This is a genomic window from Microbacterium candidum, assembly GCF_030315975.1.
GTDB classification, from domain to species: domain Bacteria; phylum Actinomycetota; class Actinomycetes; order Actinomycetales; family Microbacteriaceae; genus Microbacterium; species Microbacterium candidum.
This window is the reverse complement of the sequence record NZ_JASXSZ010000001.1, coordinates 487,888-511,164: the sequence shown is the minus strand read 5'-3', so window position 1 is coordinate 511,164 and position 23,277 is coordinate 487,888. Positions and strand designations below refer to the sequence as shown.

Sequence of the window (23,277 nt, the reverse complement as noted above, 5' to 3'; positions counted from 1 at the left end):
GATTCTCCGCTTTTCAAGGAGCTGCTGGAACTACAGCGAGAGGCCGTGCCCGAAGCGGAAGAGCGGGTCCTCCGTGTCGAAGGGGACGTCGGGACGGGATGCCTCGACGGCCGCCATGCTGCGCGGCACGTCGAACGGCAGCTTGCCCTGCGCCGGAACGGCGCCGGAGAGGACGTCGAGCAGAGCCGCGGCGGAGGCGCCCCAGTTCGCGACGACCGCGTCTGCCGACGCGACCACCGGCGCGAGGATCGCCGGACGGTCGAGGAACACGTCCACCACGGTCGGCACGGCGGCCGACACATCGGCGACGTGCGCGAGCGCGTCCTCGGGGAAGTCGAGCGAGCCCGCGTGGAAGAAGTTCTCGAACATCGAGCCGCGCTCCTCGTAGGGGGCGGTGATGCGCAGGATGGCGACATCCGCCTCCGCCGGCGAGGAGACGACCTGGCCGTACTGCGCCGCGATCTCGGGCGCGATGCCCTCGATGTAGAGCTTCGCGCCGCGGCTGAAGGGAAGCGCCGTCTTGTTGGAGAGGACGGCGATGGATGCGCGCTGCGCGGCGTCGGCGGCGGCGCGGAACTCCGCGTTGCCGACGATCGCGTCCGCCGCCGCGGCATCCACGTACGGGTTCTCGAACAGGCCGAGCTCGAACTTCTCGCGGAGCAGGCGCCGGGCCGAGACATCCAGGCGCTCCTCAGAGACCGCGCCCGACTCGACGAGCTCGATGAGCATCGACGGGTCGTGCTCTCCGCCGAACTGGTCTGCGCCCGCATCCAGGATCTTGATCATGCGCTCGGCGGGAGTCAGGTGCTCGACGCCCCACGCGCGGGCGGCGAAGTCCGTGCCCATGATGGGCTGGTCGGTGACGAGGCCCCAGTCGGTGCAGACGATGCCGTCGAAGCCGTAGCGCTCGCGCAGGAGGCCCGTGAGCACGCCCTTGTTGAAGCCGAAGCCGACCTCCTCGTACTCCGTGCCGACCGGCATCCCGTAGTACGGCATGATCTGGCGGCCACCGGCCGCGAAGACCGCCTCGAAGGGCTTCAGGTGGTGCTCGAAGTTGTCGCCGGGGTACACCTGCTCGCGGCCGTAGTCGAAGTGCGGGTCCTCGCCGTCCTTCTGCGGGCCGCCGCCCGGGAAGTGCTTCGTCATCGTCGACACCGATCCGGCGCCGAACGAGCCGCCCTGGAAGCCGCGCACATATGCGGCGCCGAGGGAGCCTGCGAGGTCGGCGTCCTCGCCGAACGTCTGCAGCTGGCGCGCCCAGCGCGGTTCGGTGGCGAGATCGACCTGCGGATGGAGGGCGACGCGGATGCCGACCGCCGTGTACTCCTGGCGGGCGATGTCGGCGAAGCGCTCCACGAGCTCGGGGTCCGCGGTGGCGGCGAGCCCCAGCGGCTCGGGCCACTGCGAGAACGGACCGGCGAAGAACGCGGCGCCGGGGTTCTCGCTGAACGAGTGTCGCGGATCGGTCGAGATGGACACCGGGATGCCGAGGCGGGTGGATGCCGCGAGCTCCTGCAGCTTGTTGTGCCACGCCGCCATGTCGCTCGCCTTCGGCGCACTGCCGAAGAGGTTGAAGTGGTTCATCCGGCGCTCGACGACGTAGTCGCGGTTGGACGCGATGCCGAACACCGGGTCACCCTCGGAGAGCTCGCCGCCCTCGCCCATCACGATCATCGTCTGGAAGAAGAGGCCCGCCTTCTCCTCCAGCGTCATCTGGCTCAGCAGGATCTCGACGCGCTCGTCCACGGAGAGGGATGCGTCGCGGTAGCGGGTGTCGAGTGCGGTGTCGATGGAGGCGTCGTTGCTCATGCCTTCAGCATAAACCGAACGTCGCTAGGTTTTCCAGACTCGTTCCGGTGAACTCCCTCAGAACAGGCCGGTGATGCGGCCGTCGTCGTCGACATCGATCGCGTTGGCGGCGGGGGATGCGGGCAGCCCCGGCATCGTCATGATGTCTCCGCAGATCATCACGATGAAGCGGGCACCGGCCGCCAGCCGCACCTCGCGGATGTCGACGACGTGGTCGCGCGGCGCGCCGCGGAGCTTCGGGTCGGTCGAGAACGAGTACTGCGTCTTCGCGACGCACACCGGATATTCGCCGTAGCCCTCCTCCTGGAGGCGGCGGATCTGCGTGCGCACGGCGGTCGAGGCGATGATGTCGCTCGCGCCGAAGATCCGCGTGGCGATCGCCTTCATCTTGTCCCACAGGCCCGACTCGTCGGGGTAGGTGAACTGCAGCTCGGACGGCTCTCCGCAGAGGCGCACGACCTCGCGGGCCAGCTCCTCGGCGCCCGCGCTGCCCTCCGCATAGTGCTTCGCGACGATCGCCTTGGCCCCTGCCTGCTCGACGCCGGCGATGAGCGCCGCGATCTCGGCGTCCGTGTCCTCCGCGCGGTGGTTGATCGCGACGACGGCGGGGATGCCCCACGTCTGCGTGACGGTCTTCACGTGGCGGCGCAGGTTCGCCATTCCGCGTTCGAGCGCGGCGACGTCGGCGGCCTGCAGATCGGCGACCTCCACGCCGCCGTGGAACTTCAGCGCCCGGACGGTGGCGACGATGACGGCTGCGGAGGGGCGGAGCCCTGTCGTGCGGCACAGGATGTCGACGAACTTCTCCGCGCCGAGGTCCGCCCCGAACCCGGCCTCGGTGACGACGTAGTCGGCGAGGTGCAGCGCCGTGCTCGTCGCGACGACGGAGCTGCAGCCGTGCGCGATGTTCGCGAACGGCCCGCCGTGCACGAAGGCCGGGGTGTTCTCGAGCGTCTGGACGAGGTTCGGGGCCAAGGCATCCCGGAGCACCGCGGTCATCGCGCCGTGCGCGTTGAGGTCGCGAGCGCGGACCGGCATCCGCCCCCGGGTGTACGCGACCACGATGTCGCCGAGCCGTTCGCGCAGATCCGCGATGCTCGTCGCGAGACAGAAGATCGCCATGACCTCGGAGGCCACGACGATGTCGAAGCCGGTCTCGCGGGGGTTCCCGTTCCCCAGCCCGCCGAGGCCGATCACGACATCGCGCAGCGACCGATCGTTGACGTCGAGCACGCGGCGCCACGTCACCCGACGGGCGTCGATGTCGAGCGCATTGCCGTGGGTGATGTGGTTGTCGATGAGCGCGGCGAGGAGGTTCGTCGCTGCTTCGATCGCGGCGAAGTCGCCGGTGAAGTGGAGGTTGATGTCCTCCATGGGCACGACCTGCGCGTACCCGCCGCCGGCAGCTCCCCCCTTCATCCCGAACACCGGCCCGAGCGCCGGCTCGCGCAGGCAGATCATCGCCTTCTCGCCGATGCGGGTGAGTGCGTCGCCGAGCCCGACCGTCGTCGTCGTCTTCCCCTCGCCCGCCGGCGTCGGGGAGATCGCGGTCATCAGGATGAGCTTGCCCTGAGGCCGGTCGCGCAGCGACGCGACATACGGAAGGGCGATCTTCGCCTTGAACCGGCCGTACGGCTCGAGGCTGTCCGCCGGGATGCCGAGGCTTCCGGCGATCTCTCCGATGGGGCGCATCTGCGCGCCCTGCGCGATCTCGATGTTGCTGAGGCTCATCGTCGAACCCTTCCGGCCCGCACGGGTGACGCGAGCGCTCCGATACCGGGCCCTCGTCGGCCCGTCCCGCCAGCCTAGGGGCGACGCGAGAGGTTCACGCGGATGCCGCGGCGACGACCGCGAGCACGGACGCGCCGTACACCTCGCGCTTCTTCGCGCCGATGCCGGGGATGACGCCCAGGCCGTCGAGCGAGGACGGGCGGTGCTCCGCGAGCGCGCGCAGCGTCGCGTCGTTGAACACGACGTAGGCAGGGACGCCCTGCTCCTTCGCCGTCTCGGCACGCCAGGCGCGCAGCGCCTCGAAGAGCGGACGATCGGCCTCGCCGAGCGTCGCCGACACACTGCTCTTGCGCACGGCGGAACCGCCGCGGCCGAGCACATCGCGCCGCAGCGGCACGGGCGTCTCGCCGCGCAGCACGCCGGAGCTCGCATCCGTCAGCGCGAGCGTGCCGTATTCGCCCCGCGCGACGAGGAGCCCACGGGCGAGGAGCTGACGGATGACGCTGCGCCAGTCCTGTTCGGAGAGGTCGGCGCCGATGCCGAAGGTCGCGAGCGTGTCATGGCCGAGCTGGCGGATGCGGTCGGTCGATGCACCGCGGAGGATGTCGATCAGTTGCCCGGCGCTGTACGCCTGACCACGCTCGCGCTGGAGCCGCACGATCGTCGAGAGGAGCTTCTGGGCCGGGATGAGACCGTCCCACGTCTCGGGCGGAGTGAGGCACGTGTCGCAGTTGCCGCACGGCTCGGATTCCTCGCCGAAGTACGCGAGGAGGTTCTGCCGGCGGCATCCCACCGTCTCGCACAGGGCGAGCATCGCATCCAGATGCCGGCCCAGCCGGGTCTTGAACGCGCGGTCGCCCGGAGACTGGTCGATCATGCGGCGCTGCTGCACGACGTCGCCGAGGCCGTACGCCATCCAGACGACCGACGGCTCGCCGTCGCGGCCCGCACGGCCGGTCTCCTGGTAGTAGCCCTCGACGGACTTCGGCAGGTCGACGTGCGCGACGAACCGGACGTCGGGCTTGTCGATGCCCATGCCGAAGGCGATCGTGGCGACGATGACGACCCCGTCGTCGCGGAGGAAGCGCGACTGGTTCGCCGCGCGCACCTCGGGCGGGAGCCCCGCGTGGTACGGCAGCGCATCGACGCCCTGGCCGGCGAGGTACTCGGCGATCTGCTCGACCGACTTGCGGCTGAGGGCGTAGACGATGCCGGCGGCGCCGGGGAACGAGCGGATGAAGGCCAGCAGCTGTCGGCGCGGGTCGACCTTCGGGTCGATGCGGTACTGGATGTTGGGTCGATCGAAGCTCGCGACGAAGTGCTTCGCGTCCGGCAGCCGGAGCCGCTCGGTGATCTCGCGGTGCGTCTCGCGGGTCGCGGTGGCGGTGAGCGCCATCCGCGGGACGTCGGGGAAGGCATCGGCCAGCCCGCCGAGGGCGAGGTAGTCGGGTCGGAAATCATGGCCCCATTGCGACACGCAATGGGCTTCGTCGATCGCGATGACGCTGAGCGACCCGCGCTGCAGGAACGCGAGCGTCTGCCCGTTGCCGAGGCGCTCGGGCGCGACATAGAGGAGGTCGAGCTCCCCCCCGAGGTACAGCCGCTCGACCATGCGCCGTTCGTCGATGCTCTGCGTCGAGTTGAGGTAGGCCGCGCGCACGCCGTTGGCGACGAGCGCATCCACCTGATCGTGCATCAGGGCGATGAGGGGGCTGACGACGAGCCCCGTGCCGGGCCGCACGAGCGCGGGCACCTGGTAGGTGACGCTCTTGCCGCCGCCGGTCGGCATGAGAACCACGGCATCTCCGCCGCCGATGACCTGCTCGACGATCGCCGCCTGGTCGCCGCGGAAGTCGTCGTAGCCGTAGACCTCCTGCAGGACGGCGCGCGGGTCGGACCCCGTCAGATCACGACGCGGCGGGATATCGACCGCCGGCATCCGCCCGTCGTCCTCCGGCGGCGCCCATTCGTCGTCGGGGATCGGGGCGTACTCGTCCTGTTCCCACTCGAGACCGGCATAGGGATCTGCACCCGGCCCGTATGTCTCGACATCCACCCGATCCACGATAATCGCGCCCCCTGACAACCCCGACGGCGGCGGTGATCTGTGGAGAACTCTCATAACACTGGGTCATGTGAAGTAACACCGATTGGCATGTTTCGTTGGTATTCCATACGCTTGAAGGAACCCCAAAGGAGTCTCCCCGCATGTCCACAGCTTCCTCCGCCCGCCGCACGAAGGCGCCCGACACCCGCAGCCCGCTGCGCAAGGTCCTCACCTCGTTCGGCTTCCAGATCGTCGTCGCCCTCATCCTGGGTGTCGTCCTCGGTCTCGTCGCCCGCAACTCCGGCGCGAGCGCGGCCAACCACACGCCGCTGTCCGACACGCTGGCGACGATCGGCACCTCGTACGTCACTCTGCTGCGCGCCGCGGTCGTGCCGCTGATCTTCACGGCGATCGTCGCGAGCATCTCGAACCTCCGTCGCGTGCAGAACGCCGCGCGCCTCGCGGGCCAGACGATCCTCTGGTTCGCGATCACGGCGTTCATCGCGGTGTCGATCGGCATCGTGCTCGGTCTCGTGATCCAGCCCGGCAGCCGCGCCGGCACGGGCCTCGAGCCCGGCCAGCCGTACACGGTCGGCACGTGGTGGAACTTCCTCATCGGCCTGATCCCGCAGAACTTCCTCGGCCTGACGGTGAACACCGCACAGGATCCGGTCACGCACGCGCTCACGTCGGGCGTGAGCTTCAACATCCTGCAGGTCATCGTCGTCGCCGCCGCCGTCGGCATCGCGGCGCTCAAGGCCGGCAAGAAGGCGGAGCCGTTCCTCGCCTTCACCGAGTCGCTGCTGAAGGTCATCCAGCGCGTGCTGTGGTGGATCATCCGCATCGCCCCGCTCGGCACCCTGGGCCTCATCGGCTCGGCCGTCGTGAACTACGGCTGGGAGAAGCTGACCGCGCTCGCCTGGTTCGCCGGCGCCGTCTACATCGGCCTCGTGCTCGTGCTGTTCGTGGTCTACCCGATCATCCTGAAGACCAACGGCCTCGGCATCCGCCAGTACTTCTCGGGTGTCTGGCCGGCCGTCCAGCTCGGCTTCGTGAGCCGTTCGTCGATCGGCACCCTGCCCCTCACCGAGCGCGTCACCGAGCGCAACCTCGGCGTCCCGCGCGGCTACGCGTCGTTCGCCGTGCCGCTGGGTGCGACGACCAAGATGGACGGCTGCGCCGCCATCTACCCGGCCATCGCCGCGATCTTCGTCGCCCAGTTCTACGGCATCCACCTCGAGTGGTGGCAGTACCTCATGATCATCGTTGTGTCGGTCGTCGGCTCGGCGGCCACCGCCGGCACCACGGGCGCCGTCGTCATGCTGACGCTGACCCTGTCGACCCTGGGCCTCCCGCTCGAGGGCGTCGGCCTGCTGCTCGCGATCGACCCGATCCTCGACATGGGCCGCACCGCGGTCAACGTCGCCGGACAGGCACTCGTCCCGACGATCGTGTCGAAGCGCGAGGGCATCCTCGACCAGGAGCTGTATGACGCTCCCCGCGACGGTCAGCCGTTCGCCGAGGACCTCGACGAGGACGGCGACGTCGACCTCGCGTCGCAGGAGGCGCACTCGCTCGCGACCGTCACGCTGCAGGAGCAGGCGGACGCCGCGCCCGAGGCCGTGGCTGAGGAGGACGCCGCGCTGACGCGCTGATCCGCTCATGCGACAGGGGCGGCATCCGGTTCTGACCGGATGCCGCCCCGCTCTTTCGCCCCGGCCCGTCGACGGCATGGTTGAGTTGTCGCATGGATGCTGCTGACATCGAGGTCGTTCGCAACGACGAGACGCACCGGTACGAACTGACGGTGGGCGGCGTGCTCGCCGGTTTCACCGAGTTCATCGTCGACGCCCACGGACGTCTCGTGTTCCCGCACACCGTCGTCGACCCCGCCTTCCGCGGGAGGGGCCTGGCCGGGATCGTGGTCGAGCGCGCGATGACGGATGTCGCCGAGCGCGGCGAGACCGTGGTGCCGCGCTGCCCGGTCGTCGTGAAGTACCTCCGCGAATACGACGTCCCCGGCCTCACCATCGACTGGCCCGACGGGGTCTGATCCGTCAGCTGCGGGCCTTGGCCTCCACGACGCGGCGGGCCGCGTCATCCACCTGCTTCGCGAAGACGGGATCCGCCTTCGCCTTCGCGAGCACCGCGTCGTACATCGGCGCGTAGACGCGGGGGTCGGCGGACACGAGCACGACGTCGACACCCGCCTGGATCGACTGGATCGCCCGGTCGGCGGGCGACCATGCCTTCATCTGCGCGGTCGCGGACACGTCGTCGGTCATGACGACGCCGTCGAACCCGACCTTCCCGCGCAGCAGATCCGTCACGATCGCCTTCGAGAAGACGGCGGGGACGCTCGGGTCGATCCGCTGGTAGACGGCCGTCGAGAGCATCACGGCGGAGACCCCGTGGCTCGTCAGCTGGCGATAGACGTCGACATCCGGAGCGTCCGCCGTCACGGTGTCGTCGACGATCCCGGCATCGAAGTCGGTGTTGCCGCCGACCCGGCCGAGGCCCGGGAAGTGCTTGAACGTGGGGACGACGCCGGCGGACCGCATCCCCTCCGCGAACGCACCCGCGTGCGCCGCGACGGATGCCTGGTCGAAGCCGTACTCGCGATTCAGCGCCCCGATCGGCGGATTCGCCCGTGCGGCGCCCGGGCTCGTCACGATGTCGGCGACGGGCGCGAGGTCCATGTTGACTCCCACCTGCGAGAGCTGGGAGCCCCAGGTCTCCCCCTGCTTCTCGAGGTCGGGGAGCGCGCTCTGCGAGAGCGCCGACGGCATGCGGTCGAAGCCGGGCCCCTGCAGGACCTGCACCTCGCCGCCCTCCTGGTCCGTCGCCACCCACAGGGGGACGCCCGCTGTCGTCGCCGGGCCCACGAGCGATGTGAACGAGCGCACGAGCGCGGCGGTCGCCGCCGCGCCCGCCTGCGACCGCCCGTGCAGGAAGATGCTGCCGGCGTGGCGATCGACGATCGCGGAGATCGTCACGGGGTCTGCGCCACGGACACTCGTGCCGACCATGAAGAGCTGCCCGACGCGCTGCTCGAGGGTGAGCGCGGCGATCGGGTCGACGGGAGTCGGGGGCGCCGTCGGGGTCGCGCTCGGCGCCTCGGTCGGAGAGGATGCCGGCCCCCTCTCGGGAGCGCAGGCGACGGCTGCAGCGCCCAGCGCCACGACGAGCGCGAGCGCCGCCGCTGTTCTCCCCCCGGCACGCATGCTCCGATTCTCGCGTGCCCGGCTGAACGCGCGGTTACAGTCGCCGTCGGCGGCTGACCTCCGCCACCGTTCAGGACATGCGGGGTGCGGACGGCATATCCGACATGGCATCCCGCATGTCCTGAACCGCGGCGGAGCTGTTCGGGGAGCGGGCGGCAGAGCGCGCGGGCGGGCGCGCGGGCACGCGGGCGGGGCTTAAAGCCGCACCATCTCCGTCACGCGCACGACGGCGGTGCCGGCCTCCTCGGATGCGGCGAGGTCGACGATGCCGCGGATGCGCCAGTCATGGTCGCCGGCGGGGTCGTCGACGGTCTGCTCGACGCGCCACTCGTCGGGTCCTTCGGCGATGGAGACCAGCGCAGCGGAGCGCGCGGGGCCGCCGGTGAGGATCTCGTCGTGCTCGTCGTAATAGGCGTCGAGGGCCTCGGGCCAGCTGGCATCCGGGTCCAGCTCGACGAGGTCGTCGTCACGCTGCAGAGCCGCGAGCTGCACGCGCCGGAACAGCTCGTTGCGCACCAGCACGGTGAACGCGCGGCGGTTCGTCAGCACGGACGGCGGCGCAGGCGGCACCACCGGGGCATCCGGGTCGAGGGCGGGATTGATCAGGGACTCCCACTCGTCGACGAGGCTGGAGTCGACCTGCCGCACCATCTCGCCGAGCCACGCGATGACATCGAGGAGCTCGGGAGTCTGCGCATCCGCGGGCACTGTCTGCCGGATGGCCCGGTACGCATCGCTGAGGTACCGCAGCACGAGGCCCTCGCTCCGCGCGAGCTGGTACAGCGAGATGAGCTCGGAGAAGGACAGCGCCTGCTCGAACATGTCGCGGACGACGGACTTGGGATGCAGCGCGAAGTCGAGGATCCACGGCTGACTCGACGCGAAGACCCCGTACGCCTCGGTGAGCAGCTCCTCGAGGGGCTTCGGGTAGGTGATCTCCTCGAGCGCCTCCATGCGCTCGTCGTAGTCGAGGCCGTCGCGCTTCATCGCGGCGACCGCTTCGCCGCGCGCCCGGAACTCCTGCTGCGAGAGGACCGGTCGCGGGTCGTCGAGCGTCGCCTCGATGACGCTGACGACATCGAGTGCGTAGTGGCCGGTGCCGACGGCGCCCGGGGCGTCCAGCGGATCGAGCAGCTCGATGGCCGCGAGCGCGAAGGGCGACAGCGGCTGGTTGAGCGCGAAGTTCGGCTGCAGATCGACGGTCAGCCGGATGACGGGGATGTCGGCGACTTCCCGCGGGACGCTGAGCGAGGGAGGAACGACCGAGACGAAACGCGGTGACGTCTCGAGATCGTCTTGCTGCGTTTCGTCTCGCTTCGCTCGCTCAACGACCGGGGAGGTGTCCCGCTCGACGACGACGATCTGCGCGACGACGAGGGTGCGGAAGATCGCGAGCGCGCGACGGGTGAGCTCGTACTGCCGGGCGCGCGGCTCGTGGTTGTCGAACACCAGAGAGCGGACGTTCGCGAACACGTCGCCGCCGCGGGCGATGACGTTGATGAGCATCGCGGCGGTCAGCTGCATCCTCGGGACGAGCGGCTCGGGCTCCGCGACGACGAGCCGGTCGTACGACGACTCGGTCCAGTTCACGAAGCCCTCCGGCGCCTTCTTCCGGATGATCTTCTTGAGCTTCTTCGGGTCGTCGGCGGCCTTGGCGATCTGGACCGCGTTCTCGATCTCGTGCTCGGGCGCCATGACGACGACGGTCCCCGCGGTGTCGAAGCCGGCGCGCCCTGCGCGTCCGGCGATCTGGTGGAACTCGCGGGCGGTGAGCTGCCGCATCCTCTGTCCGTCGTACTTCGTGAGCGCGGTGAGCAGCACCGTGCGGATGGGGACGTTGATGCCGACGCCGAGGGTGTCGGTGCCGCAGATGACGCGGAGAAGGCCGCGCTGCGCGAGCGTCTCGACCAGCCGGCGGTAGCGCGGCAGCATCCCGGCGTGGTGCACGCCGATGCCGGCCCGCACGTAGCGCGAGAGGGTGCGGCCGAAGGCCGTCGTGAAGCGGAAGCCGCCGATCGCCTCGGCGATCTCGTCGCGCTGCTCGCGGCTGATGATCCGCAGCGACGACAGCGCCTGCGCACGCTCCATCGCCGCGGCCTGCGAGAAGTGCACGATGTAGACGGGCGAGCGGGCCGTGTGCAGGAGCTCCTCGACCGTCTCGTGGATCGGCGTGCGGACGTACTCGAAGTGCAGCGGCACGGGCCGCTCGACGCCCGTGATGCGGGCGACGGGGAGTCCCGTGCGACGCGTGAGATCATCGGCGATCGCCGTGACGTCGCCGAGCGTCGCCGACATCAGGATGAACTGGGTGCGCGGCAGGAGCAGCAGCGGCACCTGCCAGGCCCACCCGCGGTCCGGCTCGCCGTAGAAGTGGAACTCGTCCATCACGACCTGGCCGACGTCGGCGGCCGCGCCCTGCCGGAGCGCGAGGTTCGCGAGGATCTCGGCCGTGCAGCACACGATCGGCGCGTCCGCGTTGACCGATGAGTCGCCCGTCACCATCCCGACGTTCTCGGCGCCGAAGATGTCGACCAGCGCGAAGAACTTCTCGCTGACCAGCGCCTTGATCGGCGCCGTGTAGTACGTGCGACCGCCGCGGGAGAGGGATGCGGCGTGCGCCGCGACCGCGACGAGCGACTTGCCGGTGCCGGTCGGGGTGGACAGGATCACGTGCGATCCGGACACGATCTCGATGACGGCTTCGTCCTGCGCCGGGTAGAGCGTGAAGCCCTGCCCCTCCGCCCACTCCACGAAGCCGAGATAGACGTCGTCGGGCGAAGCGCCCTTCGGAACGGCGTCGAGAAGCGAGAGGGTCACCGTCCGAGTCTGCCAGGCGAAAGGCGCGGGGCTGGATGCCGCGGGGACGACATCCAGCCCCCGCCGTCTAGTGCAGGGAGGCCGCGACGATCGCGGCCCACGCCTGCTGGCCGGCGGCGTTCGGGTGGAACCCGCGGTCGCTGCTCGCCGTGCCGTTGGCCAACCCGCTGATCCAGCGGGATCCGGTGTCGCACAGGCTGTGACCGGCGAAGCCGGCGGCGACATCCTGGTACGAGACGGCAGGATCGGGGTGACCGAACCTGCCGGTGAACGCGGATTGGTAGGCGCCCACACCCATATTGACGGCGGTGTTCACACCGCCGACGCCGGCGTTGACCAATCCGGCCTGCACCGCCGTGAACTTCACCGTGGTGCCCTGGAAGTTGCCGACCGTGCACGACGAGGTGACCGCGCCGAACAGCATCGGGTATCCCGTCACGACGATGCGCGCATTCGGCGCTGCCGCGCGGATCTGTCCGACCAGGGTCCCGATGCTCTGCGGAATCCCCGCGACGGCGGCCAGAGCAGCCGCGTACGCCTCCTGGCACCCGATGGGTGTCCCGGCATTGCTGCAGGCCATCAGCACCGACTGCCACCCGGTGTCGTTCACGCCCGCGGTCACGGTGACCAGCTGGGTGTTCGGCCCGAGCGCGCCGGCCTGAGCGAGCCCGCCGACCTGCTCCTCCGTCTGCGCGACCGTGGCGCCGGCGCACGCCGCCGAGACCACCTGCGTGCCGAGCGAGCTCGCGAGCAGCGCCGGATACGCCCGCGCCGACCGCAGGCAGTTCGCGTCGACGTACGGGAGGTTGCCGGTGCCGGCGGCCTCCGAGTCGCCGACGGCGACGTACAGGGCCCCTCCGGGCGGGGAATCGGCGAAGGCGGCGCTCGATGCGCCGAAGAGGGTGGTGACACCCAGAGCCAGTGCCGCGATCACGGCGAGAACACGTCGTCTCATGATTCCCTCGAATCCGTGAAGTAGCGATTCTCCCCAACGAATCGCGCCGGGGCCCCCAGCGGCCCGGATGCCCCCGACCATAGACCCGCGATAAATCCAGCGCCAGGGGTCTATGTCGCCTGCCCAGGCCATGCGACGCGACAAGGCCACCGTCCCCGCCTGCAGAGCCGCCTCGCGAAGTCTCGGCCGACCGCCCATGCGCGGGCGTAGCCTGGCGGGATGACGCGCTTGGATGCCGGACCTCTCGAAGCGGAGGCCGCCGCGGAATGCGACGGCCCGCGGACCCTCCTGCTGGAAGCCAGAGAGGTGCCGCTGGGCGGCGTCCGGGCGATGGAGGTGCGCCGGTCGCTGCCGCAGCGCGACCTCCCGATGATCGGCGCGTGGTGCTTCCTCGACCGGTTCGGACCGCAGCCGACCCGCATGCGCGTGGAGCCGCATCCGCACATCGGGCTGCAGACGGTGACGTGGCCGCTGATCGGCGAGGTGCGCCATCGCGACACCGTCGGCAGCGACGTCGTCGTCCGGCGAGGCCAGCTCAACCTCATGACGAGCGGTGCGGGCATCGCACACTCCGAGTACTCCGTAGGCGAGGACCCGATCCCGCTCGACGCGCTCCAGCTGTGGGTCGCGCTCCCCGAATCACGTCGGCATGAGGGCCCTGCGTTCGAGCAGCACACCGAACTGCCCGCCGTCGACCTGGGCGGCGGAGCACGCGCCACCGTCGTCATGGGCGAGTTCGCGGGCGCGGCGTCCCCCGCCTCCGCCTACACGCCGATCGCGGGCGTCGAGATCTCCCTGCCCGCGGGCTCCACCGTCACCCTGCCGCTCACGTGGGACTGGGAGTACGGCATCGTCGGGGTGACGGGCACGGCGACCGTCGAGGGCACGGATGTCGGCCGGGATCATCTGCTGTACCTCGGCATCCATCGCGACGCCGTCGAGGTCGCCGCGGAGGAGGACGCCACGATCTTCCTCCTCGGCGGGATGCCCTTCGAGGACGAGATCGTGATGTGGTGGAACTTCGTCGCCCGCACGCACGACGAGATCGTCGAGGCCCGCGAAGCGTGGGAGGCCGACTCGCCGCGGTTCGGACACGTCGTCGGGCACGGCGACGAGCGCATCCCGGCTCCTCCGATGCCGGCGGTGCGACTCACGCGACGCCATCGACGCATCTGACGAGTTAGGCTCCCCTTACTTCGCCCGATAGGCTGGACCGGTGGCCCCCTCCCGCATCCTCTCGACGCGCGTTCTGCTGATCTGCGCGGCCATCGGCGTCGCCACGGGTCTGCTCGCCGCCGTCGCCGGATACGTGAGCCCGTTCGTCTTCGCGACGGCGCCGATCCTCTACGGCCTCGTGCTCGGCTCCCACGTCATCCCCGGCGTGATCGCGCAGGCGCTGCTGCGCCTCCCGTGGGTCGCTCTCCTCTCTCACCTGTTCGCCGCGCTCATCGCCAGCGCGTTCGCGCCGCAGTGGATCGGACGCTACCTCGGCACCGCCCTCCTCATCGGCGGTCTGCAGGAGGGCGTCGCCGCCCTCACCCGCTACCGCTCGTGGCAGTCGTGGCGCTACTTCATCTCCGCGATCATCGTCGGGGCGGCCCTCGCGGTCGTCATGGGCTTCGCGCTCAACGCCGCCGAACTCCCCATGTGGGCGACGATCACGCTCTACGTCGTGCTCCTGCTCGCGCCCGTCCTCTGGACCTGGATCGGTCTGAAGATCGGCGACGCCCTGCGCACCGCCGGCGTCGCCCGCACGGTCCGTCGCTGACCCGTGGCGGCCACCGTCCTGGCGCGCGTGCGCGGACTCGCGATCACGTACGAGGATGCGGGTGACCCGTCGCGCTCGGCGGGCGGATCCGGCCGACGCGGGGTGGATGCGGCGACCCCGGCCGACGTCTCGTTCGACGTGCACGCCGGGGACGTCGTGCTGGTGCTCGGTCCGAGCGGGTCGGGGAAGTCGACGCTGACGCTCGCCCTCAACGGACTCATCCCGCACGACATCCCTGCGCGCGTCGACGGTTCGATCGAGATCGAAGGGCTGTCCACGGCGGACTCCACGGTCGCCGAGCTCAGCACGCACGTCGCGATGGTGTTCCAGGATCCGGATGCGCAGCTCGTCACCGGGACGCTCCTCGACGAGGTCGCGTTCGGGCCGGAGAATCTCCTCGCACCGGTGTCGGACGTGCTGGCCCGCATGGAAGACGCCCTGCGCCGCGTCGGACTGTGGGAACGCCGGCACGAGAACCCCGACCGCCTCTCCGGCGGGGGACGCCAGCGGCTCGCCATTGCGGCGGCCCTCGCGATGGGGGCGCCGCTCCTCGTCCTCGACGAGCCGACCGCGAACCTTGACCCCGTCGGGATCGAGGAGGTCTATGCGACCCTCGTCGACGTCATCGCGGCCGGTGACCGCGCCATCGTCCTCGTCGAGCACAACCTGGATGCCGCGGTCGCCCTCGCGACGCGGGTCGTCGTGCTGGACGCCGCAGGCCGGCTCGTCGCCGACGGCCCGGTCGACCTGCTGCGGTCACGGGCCGCGGAGTTCCACGACCTCGGCGTGTGGCTCCCCGTCTCGACACTCGCCGCACTGCGGCTGCGGGATGCGGGGTACCCGCTGGATCCGCTGCCGCTCGCTCCCGCCGAGCTCCGTGCCGCCCTCGAGGCGTCCCCTGCTCTCCATGTCAACGTTCATCGCGGGTCGTCGAGCGAACACCCGAACGGCTTTCCACCTCGCGGGGCGTTGAGCGAGGGAGGAACGACCGAGACGAAACGCAGTGAGGATGTGAACAGCTCTCCGGCCGTCGATTCACCGCGTCTCGACTCTGCGTTTCGACTCGCAAGCTCGCTCAACGACCGTCACTCGCTCAACGTCCGTCGCGAGGACGCCGACCCATCACCGGTCGCCGAGCTCGTCGAAGCGTCGCCCGTCGGCGCGACGTCGGTTCCGCTCCTCGACGACCTCGGGGCCCAGCGAACCGACCCCCTCATCCGCATCCGGAACCTGACGCTCGCCCGTCGCCGCACCGAGATCCTGCACGGCATCGACCTCGACATCCGCCGCGGCGAGTTCGTTGCGATCGCCGGCGCGAACGGCGCCGGCAAGACGACGCTGCTGCAGGCTCTCGCCGGTGTCCTGAAGCCGCCGCGCGACGCCGTCCGCATCGACGGGAGGGATGTCTCGCATCTCTCCTCACGCGAACTGACGCGCACGATCGGCTTCGTCTTCCAGAATCCGGAGCACCAGTTCGTCGCGCACACGGTCGCCGGCGAGCTGGCCTACGGCGGCGCATCCGCCGAAGCCGTCGACGAGATGCTCTCCCGCTTCGGCCTCGCGGACAAGGCCGATGTGCATCCGTTCCTCCTCTCCGGGGGCCAGAAGCGCCGTCTCTCCGTCGGGACGGCACTCATCGCGGGCGCGCCGATCCTCGCCCTCGACGAGCCGACCTTCGGCCAGGACCGCGGCCGCGCCGAGGAGATCCTGGCGATCCTGCGCGACCTGCACGCCGCCGGGACGACCGTGATCGTCGTGACGCACGACATGCAGCTGATCGCCGACCACGCGGACCGTGTCGTCGTCCTCGCGGAGGGACGGGTGGCGGCGGATGCGGACCCCCACGCGCTCTTCGCGGACGACGCCGTACTCACGCGGGCCGGTCTGAAGCCCCCGCCTCTGCGACAGGCGCTCGGCGGGCTGACGCAGCATCCCGAACTCGCCGGCGCGGTGCGCCTCGCCGACCTTCCCGGAGGCGCGCGGTGACCGTCGATCCGTACGCGGAGGGCGCGGACATCGCCGGGGGTGCGGCATCCCCTCGGTTCCTGTACGCGCTGAACCCGCTCGCGAAGCTCGCCGCACCCCTGCCCGCGATGCTGCTGCTCGTCTTCGTCCGCGATCTCGCCACCCCGCTCGCCTTCATCGCGCTGGCGTATGTCACGCTGCTGATCGGGATGCGGTTCACCCGCACGATCGCCCTCACCCTGTTCGTTGCCCTGCCCGTTGCGGTCGCGATCGTCGGATTCGGTCTCGCGGTGTGGACCGATCCCGCCAACGTCTCCCATGACGTGGTCGTGCTGCAGATCGGCGGCTGGACGCTGTACGGCGGTGCCGTCCAGGTCGGACTCGCGACCGCGCTGCGGCTCGTCGCGATCGTGGCGCTCGCGCTTATCGCCGGCACGACGACGACGGGGCCGGACCTCGCCCGATCACTCGTGCAGCAGCTGCGCGTGCCCTACCGCGTGGGCTACACGGCCATCGCGGCCTTCCGGTTCGTACCGCGGTTCCGCCACGAACTCGACCTCATCCGGCAGGCCCACCGCATCCGCGGCGCCCACGGCGGGCGCGGGCCGTTCGCCGCGATCGCGCGGGGCGCCGGCTACGTCGTCCCCCTGCTCGCGGGCGCGATCCGGCACGCGGAGCGGGTGGCACTGGCGATGGATGCGCGCGCCTTCGGCGCCCATCCGACCCGCACGGAGCGCCACACCGTCCCGTTCCGCGCGCGCGACGTCGTCTTCATCCTGATCTTCTGGGCTGTCTCGGCCGCGCTCTTCGTGCTCGTCTGACCGCGACACGCGCCGCATGCGGCGCAGAACTCCACCGATCCGGCGTGGTTCCGGTCGAACCCGGCAGTCCGAACGCGCTCATGCGCGAATCGGTGGAGTTCTGCACGCGGGTCCACGCGTAACGATGCGGTGACGGGCCTGGCCGCCGCATCCACCCCCGGATCACGATGGATGCGGAGGAGCCATGCTGCACCTGATCGTCCCGATGTCGTGCGCGGTCGCCGGATGCGACGACACCGCTGCCTACCCGGACTTCACGTCGGCGTGGGCGGGGCCGGTCGCGCTCGCGATCGTCGGCATCGTCGTCCTCGTCGCCGTCGTCGTCGGAATCCGCGCGCGACGCTCCCGGCGCTGAAACGCGGAACGCCGCCTCCGAAGGAGACGGCGTTCGCGCGATCTGATGTCAGCGCTTGCCGACGATCTGGCGCGAGACGAGGTCGCGCATGATCTCGTTCGTGCCGCCGTAGATGCGGTGCACGCGGGCGTCCAGGAACGCGCGCGCGATCGGGTACTCGGTGATGTAGCCGTAACCGCCGTGCAGCTGCACGCCGGTGTCGAGGAGCTCCCACTCGCGATCGGTCGCCCAGAACTTGACCTTGGCGGCTTCTTCGGCGGTGAGCTTCGCGTCCTTGTACAGCATCATCGCGCGGTCGACGTAGGCCCACATGACGTCGACCGTGGTCGCCATGTCGGCGAGCTTGAAGCGCGTGTTCTGGAAGTCGGCGACCGGCTGTCCGAAAGCCTCGCGGCTCGACACGTAGTCGCGCGTCCAGGCGAACGCCGCCTCACCCGCGGCGGCGGCGGCGACGCCGATCGACAGGCGCTCGAGCGGCAGGTTCATCATGAGCTGGATGAAGCCGAGGCCCTCGCGGCCGCCGATGAGGTTCTCCTCGGGGACGAACACGTCGGTGAACGACATCTCCGCCGTGTCCCACCCGTGGAAGCCCATCTTCTCTAGCTTCTTGCTGTGGTCGAAGCCCTTCATGCCGTCCTCGAGGATGAGGAGGCTGAACGCGTCCGGGCGGTTGCCCTCGCCGGTCTTCACGAACGTCACGACGATGTCGGCGGTCTTGCCGCTCGAGATGAACGTCTTCGCGCCGTTGACGATGTAGCCGCCTTCGGCCCGCTTGGCCGTGGTCTTGATGCCGCGCAGGTCGCTTCCGGCGCCCGGCTCGGTCATCGCGAGGGCGCCGAGGATCTCACCGGTCGCCATGCGGGGCAGCCACTTCTCCTTCTGCTCCTGCGTGCCCATGTGGGCGATGTACGGCACGGCGAGGTCGTCCTGGATGCCGAGGGCACCGGCGAGCGACCCCTGGCCGGCGCCGATGGTCTCCTCGAGGACGATCGACCGGAAGCGGTAGTCCTGCAGCATCCCCGCGCCGCCGAACTCCTCCGGCACGCTCAGCCCGATGATGCCGGCCTCGCCCGCAGCGAGCATGGTGGCGCGGTCGATCTCGCCGTCGCGCTCCCACTGCTTGCGCTTCTCGTCGGTGGCGTAGCGCTTGATGAATTCCTTGACGACGTCGCGGAACGCGTCGTGGTCCTCGTCGTAGATGCTCCGCTCCATCGCGGCGTCCTCCTCTTTGTGTTTGAAACTCACTCTCACCGTCTATGGTACTCAGTCTCACTGGGTGCTGGTCCAGCGTCGGCCCAGCACGCGTTCGGGGCCGGTCGTGCGCCGGATTCGGACGGGCCGCTCAGGCAGGTGCGGCACAATGGGGGCCGTGACGGATCCCCCTACCGGCACGCCGCTGACTCGACGCGCCGCGCGCGCGGCGGCCGAGGCCGCTCGCACCGCGGACATCGTGGTCCCCACGACAGCGGTTCCGGAGCCGACGCCGCAGCCGGCGCCGGAACCCGAGCCGATCACACTCGAGGCCTTCATCAACGCGCCTGCGCGCGGCACCATCGGCAGCACAGGGATGTCGCGAGCCGGCATGCGCACGCACACCGCAGCGCACACCACGGCACCTGCGCCCGCGCGCACGCGGCATGTCCGTCCGTCGCGGCATGCGAACGCCGACATCCTCGGCGATGCGGTGGATGAGGTCCGCACGGCCGCAGTGCGGCGGGCGCGCCGCATCCGGGGTCTGTTCACCGTCGTCGCCGCCGCGACCCTCCTCGTCGGCGGGACGATCGCCGTCACCGCCGCCGCACTGGCGCAGACGAGCACGCCCGCCGCGGCCGCGACGCACTCGCATCGTCCCGTGACCAGCACCGCACCGGTCGCCGCCGCCGCGACCCCTCCTCCGGCGGCGAAGAGCCTCTGCGACAATGCCGCGTTCACCGCCGCACTGGCCGCCCACGACACCGAGGCGGCCGTGAAGGCCGCCGGAGGAGGCACGGAGTTCCGCGACACCGTCGTCTCCGGCGGCGCCCCGTGCGTCCACCTGGACGATCCCCACTTCACGTGGGTCGTCGTCAACAAACAGCGCCCTTACTCTCCGAAGGACTACGCCCCCTCGCCCCTCGTGATGCCTGCCGGAGTCCGCGACCTCGGACGCCAACCGCTCCGCGCGGATGCGGCCGCGGGTCTCTCGAACCTCGTCGCGGCGGCGAAGCAGGCAGGGGCCGGCGAGATCGCGGTCAACAGCGGCTATCGCTCGTATCAGACGCAGATCGGGAACTACGGGATCCAGGTGCACACGCGCGGCACCGCGAACGCCGACCTCGTGAGCGCGCGCCCGGGGTTCAGCGAGCACCAGTCCGGTCTCGCGACCGATGTCGAGCCGTGCAACGGTTCGTGCGGGAACCTGGACTCCCTCGCGGGCACGCCGCAGGACCAGTTCATCCTCGACCACGCGTGGGAGTACGGCTTCATCGTGCGGTACGAGCAGGGCCATACGCCGGTGACCGGTTACGACTCCGAGCCGTGGCATCTGCGCTTCATCGGCGTCGGGCTCGCGAAGGCCTACCACGATGGCGGGTTCCACACCCTCGAGGAGTTCTTCGGGCTTCCGCCCGCCCCCACCTATTGACCCCGCGACTGGTGCATGATCGACGCATGAGAGCCGTGCGATACGACGAAGTGGGCGGACCGGAGGTCCTGTACATCGCCGATGTGACCGAGCCCACGCCGAAAGACGGTCAGGTCGTGGTCGCCGTGGAAGCCGTCGGGCTGAACTACTGGGATGCGAAGGCCCGCTCCGGGATCGCACCCCTGAAGAGTGCGTTCCCGCGCGGTCTCGGCGGAGACTTCGCCGGAACGGCCACCCGCGACGGCCTGGGCGCGCAGTACTTCGACGGGTCCTACGTCGAAGCCGACGACGAGGTGCTCGGATGGGGAGGATCGACGCTGCGCGAACGGCTCGCCGTCGCATCCGCGAACCTCGCGCGCAAGCCCGAGAACCTTCCGTGGGGGGTCGCCGCATCCCTCGCCACTCCTGGGCTGACAGCCGTCTCGTGCCTGCGCGCGATGCCCGTCGGCGAAGACGACACGGTGCTCGTGGGGGCCGCCTCCGGCGGGGTGGGGTTCCTGTACGCCCAGCTCGCACGCCGCAAGGGCGCCCGCGTGATCGGCACGGCGAGCCCGCGGAACCACGAACGCCTCCGCGAGGTCGGGATCGAGCCGGTCGCGTACGGCGAAGGACTCCTGGACGCCGTGCGCGCGCTCGGCCCGGTGACGGCTGTGATGGACGCACAGGGTCGCGCGACGGTCGAGGTCGCACTCGCGCTCGGCGTCGACCCGAGCCGGATCTGCACGATCGCGGACTACCCGGGCGCCGAGGAGTTCGGGCTGGTGACTCCGGGGAGCGAGCGCTCGGCGGAGGTGCTGCAGAAGCTCGCGGACTACGTGGCGAACGGCGAGCTCTCGTTCTCCGTGCAGGAGGAGTTCGCGCTGGACGACGTGCAGGACGCCTTCCGACTCCTCGAGAGCCGTCATCTGACCGGCAAGGTCGTCGTGCGTTTGTAGTCGATATCTTCGAAGCTCGCTTGACACTTTATCGCACTCATGTTCTACTTGTCGCATGCGATGGGCAGGGCAGGAGTTGGGTGTTGCGGATGCCGCGGCGCTGCCGGGGCTCGAACGCATCAACGGCCTCGTCCGCAGTGTGACGACGCCCGAATTCGCGGGCATCACGTTCCATGAGGTGATGGCGCGGAGCGCGCTCAACCATGTGCCCGGCGCATCGGCGATGCCGTTCGACTGGACGGTGAATCCTTATCGGGGATGCACCCATGCGTGCACGTACTGCGTCGCGCCCGACACGCTCGTCCTGTGCGCGGACGGGCGACACCGTCCGATCGGCACGCTCGCTGTCGGCGACGAGATCGTCGGCACGGAGAGGCAGGGCGACTACCGGCGCTACGTCCGCACCGCGGTCAAGGCCACCTGGACGACCCGGAAGCGCGCGTATCGCGTCACTCTCGCCGACGGCACCATCGTCATCGCGAGCGGTGATCACCGATTCTTGACCGAACGCGGCTGGAAGCATGTCACCGGAGCGATGAACGGCGCTCGCCGTCGCCCGCACCTCACCACATCCAACCGGCTCCTCGGCTTCGGCGGCGTCGACGCGTCTCCGGACGAGTCCGAGGAGTTTCGCCGCGGATATCTGTCGGGCATGATCAAGGGCGACGGGATGATCTTCCACGGGCGCTACCCGTCCGCGACGCGCACGCGCGACATCCACCTCTTCCGGCTCGCCCTCGCAGATGTCGAGACGCTCGATCGTACTCGGGCGTACCTCCTCGCAGAAGGGATCGAGACCCGACGGCGGCCGTTCGCACCAGGATCGGATCGACGGCGCCCGGTGGAGGCGATCCACTCCGGACGCAGGACGGATGTTGCCACGATCGAGAAGCTGATCGAGCCACCGGACGACGTGAGCGCCGTCTGGCAGGCCGGTTTCCTGTCCGGGATCTTCGATGCGGAGGGCTCGCATTCGCGGGGTGTCCTACGGATATCGAACAACGATGAGAGCATCCTTCAGCTCGTGGTCGATGCCTTGACCCGGCTGTGCATTCCCGCGATCCGTGAACCCGCGAATTCCATCGGAGTCGCGAACGTCCGGATCACCGGCGGACTCCCTTCGCGTCAGCGCTTCTTCGCGGCGACCCGGCCCGCGATCAGCCGAAAACTGTCGATCCTCGGGACCGCGGTGAAAACCGTCGCCGACCTGCGCGTCGTATCGATCGAAGACGTGGGCGTCGACATGGAGATGGTCGACATCACAACCGGAACCAACGACTTCATCGCGAACGGCGTGATCAGCCACAATTGCTTCGCCCGCGGCACGCACGAGTACCTCGATCTCGACGCCGGACATGACTTCGATTCGCAGATCGTCGTCAAGATCAATGTCGCCGACGTCCTGCAGCGGGAGCTGCGGCGCGGCACGTGGCAGCGAGACCCGGTCGCCCTGGGCACCAACACCGACCCGTATCAGCGGGCCGAAGGCCGCTACCGGCTGATGCCCGGGATCATCTCCGCACTCACCGAGTCGGGCACGTCGTTCTCGGTGCTCACGAAGGGCACCTTGGTGCGGCGCGACCTGCCGCTGCTGAAGGAGGCCTCCAGCCACGTCGACGTCACGCTCGCAACCTCGATCGCGGTGTTCGACGATGCGCTTCAGCATTCGATCGAGCCGGGAACCCCGAGTGCATCCGCACGCCTCGAGACCGTGCGCGCGGCCGCGGAGGCGGGGTTCGGCGTCACCGTCTTCATGATGCCGATCCTCCCCCACCTGACCGACTCGACCTCCTCGATCGACGAGGCGCTCACGCGCATCAAGGATGCGGGCGCCCGCAGTGTCGTGTTCGGCGCACTGCATCTGCGACCCGGCGTGAAGCCGTGGTTCTTCCAATGGCTCGAGCGCGAGCGTCCAGACCTGTTGTCGTCGTATCGCGGCCTGTATCCCGGGGCCGCGGCGGCGGCGCCCAAGGCCTACCGTCAGTGGCTCGCGCGGCGCGTTCGACCGCTCGTGCGCGCCCACGGCCTCGACGGCCGCGACGAGGAAGACGGTCCTCGCCGCGGACCGGTCTCCGGTCTCGCGGCAAGCGCGACGATCCGCAAGACGGGGCCGCCCCTCGGCGCGCTGGCGGCCGACCGACTCTTCTGACCGCGCGCGTGCTCGGGTATCACTGACATGGGAGCACGGCGCGGAATGTATCGCGCCGGGGGTCTGCACGCTCTCGTG

General features: G+C 70.1%; 16 protein-coding genes and 1 pseudogene. 10 read left to right on the top strand and 7 right to left on the bottom strand.

What is annotated here, in order from left to right; translation table 11 throughout:
- Positions 1-30: 30 nt before the first annotated feature.
- The 3 genes from QSV35_RS02450 to recQ form a co-directional block, all read right to left on the bottom strand.
- A complete protein-coding gene (locus QSV35_RS02450; RefSeq protein ID WP_286286360.1) occupies positions 31-1,809 on the bottom strand; it encodes a glycoside hydrolase family 3 protein in 1,779 nt (592 codons plus the stop codon).
- A gap of 57 nt (positions 1,810-1,866) precedes the next feature.
- A complete protein-coding gene (locus QSV35_RS02445) occupies positions 1,867-3,540 on the bottom strand; it encodes a formate--tetrahydrofolate ligase (protein ID WP_286286358.1) in 1,674 nt (557 codons plus the stop codon).
- Positions 3,541-3,634: 94 nt separating this feature from the next.
- The gene (gene recQ / locus QSV35_RS02440) at positions 3,635-5,596 is read right to left on the bottom strand and encodes a DNA helicase RecQ (protein WP_419956808.1); all 1,962 of its coding nucleotides are present in this window, start codon (positions 5,594-5,596) and stop codon (positions 3,635-3,637) included.
- Between the two features lie 152 nt (positions 5,597-5,748).
- On the opposite strand from recQ, the gene QSV35_RS02435 reads away from it, so the two are divergent.
- Together QSV35_RS02435 and QSV35_RS02430 are read left to right on the top strand one after the other, a co-directional pair.
- The gene (locus QSV35_RS02435) at positions 5,749-7,242 is read left to right on the top strand and encodes a dicarboxylate/amino acid:cation symporter (RefSeq protein ID WP_286286356.1); all 1,494 of its coding nucleotides are present in this window, start codon (positions 5,749-5,751) and stop codon (positions 7,240-7,242) included.
- A gap of 65 nt (positions 7,243-7,307) precedes the next feature.
- Positions 7,308-7,640, top strand: a pseudogene (locus QSV35_RS02430) (GNAT family N-acetyltransferase); the annotation flags it as partial.
- Positions 7,641-7,644: 4 nt separating this feature from the next.
- Here QSV35_RS02430 and QSV35_RS02425 read toward each other — a convergent pair.
- The 3 genes from QSV35_RS02425 to QSV35_RS02415 all read right to left on the bottom strand — a co-directional run bounded on the left by QSV35_RS02425 (position 7,645) and on the right by QSV35_RS02415 (position 12,583).
- Positions 7,645-8,811, bottom strand: coding sequence for a glycoside hydrolase family 3 N-terminal domain-containing protein (locus QSV35_RS02425; RefSeq protein ID WP_286286353.1), 1,167 nt, complete (start codon positions 8,809-8,811; stop codon positions 7,645-7,647).
- Positions 8,812-9,006: 195 nt separating this feature from the next.
- On the bottom strand, positions 9,007-11,628 hold the full coding sequence (locus QSV35_RS02420; protein ID WP_419956807.1) for a DEAD/DEAH box helicase: 2,622 nt from the start codon (positions 11,626-11,628) through the stop codon (positions 9,007-9,009).
- A 67-nt stretch (positions 11,629-11,695) separates the two neighbouring features.
- Positions 11,696-12,583: an SGNH/GDSL hydrolase family protein gene (locus QSV35_RS02415; RefSeq protein WP_286286351.1), complete on the bottom strand. Its 888-nt coding sequence runs from the start codon at positions 12,581-12,583 to the stop codon at positions 11,696-11,698.
- 219 nt (positions 12,584-12,802) lie between these two features.
- On the opposite strand from QSV35_RS02415, the gene QSV35_RS02410 reads away from it, so the two are divergent.
- From QSV35_RS02410 to QSV35_RS02390, 5 genes are all read left to right on the top strand, one after another.
- Positions 12,803-13,759 (top strand): pirin family protein, encoded by a 957-nt coding sequence (locus QSV35_RS02410; RefSeq protein ID WP_286286349.1) that lies wholly within the window; start codon positions 12,803-12,805, stop codon positions 13,757-13,759.
- A 40-nt stretch (positions 13,760-13,799) separates the two neighbouring features.
- Positions 13,800-14,351 (top strand): ECF transporter S component, encoded by a 552-nt coding sequence (locus QSV35_RS02405; protein WP_286286347.1) that lies wholly within the window; start codon positions 13,800-13,802, stop codon positions 14,349-14,351.
- Positions 14,352-14,354: 3 nt separating this feature from the next.
- Positions 14,355-16,337 carry an ABC transporter ATP-binding protein gene (locus QSV35_RS02400; RefSeq protein WP_286286346.1) on the top strand — a complete coding sequence of 661 codons (1,983 nt, stop codon included), beginning with the start codon at positions 14,355-14,357 and terminating at the stop codon, positions 16,335-16,337.
- Positions 16,334-17,137, top strand: a complete 804-nt coding sequence (locus QSV35_RS02395; RefSeq protein ID WP_286286344.1) for an energy-coupling factor transporter transmembrane component T — start codon at positions 16,334-16,336, stop codon at positions 17,135-17,137. Before QSV35_RS02400 ends, QSV35_RS02395 begins: the two co-directional genes overlap by 4 nt.
- Before the next feature lie 184 nt (positions 17,138-17,321).
- Entirely contained in the window at positions 17,322-17,492 is a 171-nt protein-coding gene (locus QSV35_RS02390; protein WP_286286341.1) for a hypothetical protein, read from the top strand.
- A 48-nt stretch (positions 17,493-17,540) separates the two neighbouring features.
- On the opposite strand, the gene QSV35_RS02385 is transcribed toward QSV35_RS02390, so the two are convergent.
- A complete protein-coding gene (locus tag QSV35_RS02385) occupies positions 17,541-18,704 on the bottom strand; it encodes an acyl-CoA dehydrogenase family protein (RefSeq protein WP_353618962.1) in 1,164 nt (387 codons plus the stop codon).
- Between the two features lie 157 nt (positions 18,705-18,861).
- Here QSV35_RS02385 and QSV35_RS02380 point away from each other — a divergent pair, with 157 nt between their 5' ends.
- The 3 genes from QSV35_RS02380 to QSV35_RS02370 are packed head-to-tail and all read left to right on the top strand — an operon-like array spanning position 18,862 to position 23,199.
- Positions 18,862-20,115: a M15 family metallopeptidase gene (locus tag QSV35_RS02380; RefSeq protein ID WP_286286337.1), complete on the top strand. Its 1,254-nt coding sequence runs from the start codon at positions 18,862-18,864 to the stop codon at positions 20,113-20,115.
- A 26-nt stretch (positions 20,116-20,141) separates the two neighbouring features.
- Positions 20,142-21,050, top strand: coding sequence for an NADP-dependent oxidoreductase (locus QSV35_RS02375; RefSeq protein WP_286286335.1), 909 nt, complete (start codon positions 20,142-20,144; stop codon positions 21,048-21,050).
- A 55-nt stretch (positions 21,051-21,105) separates the two neighbouring features.
- Positions 21,106-23,199: an intein-containing Rv2578c family radical SAM protein gene (locus QSV35_RS02370; protein WP_286286333.1), complete on the top strand. Its 2,094-nt coding sequence runs from the start codon at positions 21,106-21,108 to the stop codon at positions 23,197-23,199.
- The last annotated feature ends 78 nt before the right edge of the window (positions 23,200-23,277 follow it).

Bases quoted from the DNA above. Each gene is read 5' to 3' on its own strand.
- QSV35_RS02370 (WP_286286333.1), top strand. From the start codon at position 21,106: ATGCGATGGGCAGGGCAGGAGTTGGGTGTTGCGGATGCCGCGGCGCTG.
- QSV35_RS02415 (WP_286286351.1), bottom strand. From the start codon at position 12,583: ATGAGACGACGTGTTCTCGCCGTGATCGCGGCACTGGCTCTGGGTGTC.
- QSV35_RS02445 (WP_286286358.1), bottom strand. From the start codon at position 3,540: ATGAGCCTCAGCAACATCGAGATCGCGCAGGGCGCGCAGATGCGCCCC.
- QSV35_RS02385 (WP_353618962.1), bottom strand. From the start codon at position 18,704: ATGGAGCGGAGCATCTACGACGAGGACCACGACGCGTTCCGCGACGTC.
- QSV35_RS02410 (WP_286286349.1), top strand. From the start codon at position 12,803: ATGACGCGCTTGGATGCCGGACCTCTCGAAGCGGAGGCCGCCGCGGAA.
- QSV35_RS02390 (WP_286286341.1), top strand. From the start codon at position 17,322: ATGCTGCACCTGATCGTCCCGATGTCGTGCGCGGTCGCCGGATGCGAC.
- QSV35_RS02425 (WP_286286353.1), bottom strand. From the start codon at position 8,811: ATGCGTGCCGGGGGGAGAACAGCGGCGGCGCTCGCGCTCGTCGTGGCG.
- QSV35_RS02450 (WP_286286360.1), bottom strand. From the start codon at position 1,809: ATGAGCAACGACGCCTCCATCGACACCGCACTCGACACCCGCTACCGC.
- QSV35_RS02375 (WP_286286335.1), top strand. From the start codon at position 20,142: ATGAGAGCCGTGCGATACGACGAAGTGGGCGGACCGGAGGTCCTGTAC.
- QSV35_RS02435 (WP_286286356.1), top strand. From the start codon at position 5,749: ATGTCCACAGCTTCCTCCGCCCGCCGCACGAAGGCGCCCGACACCCGC.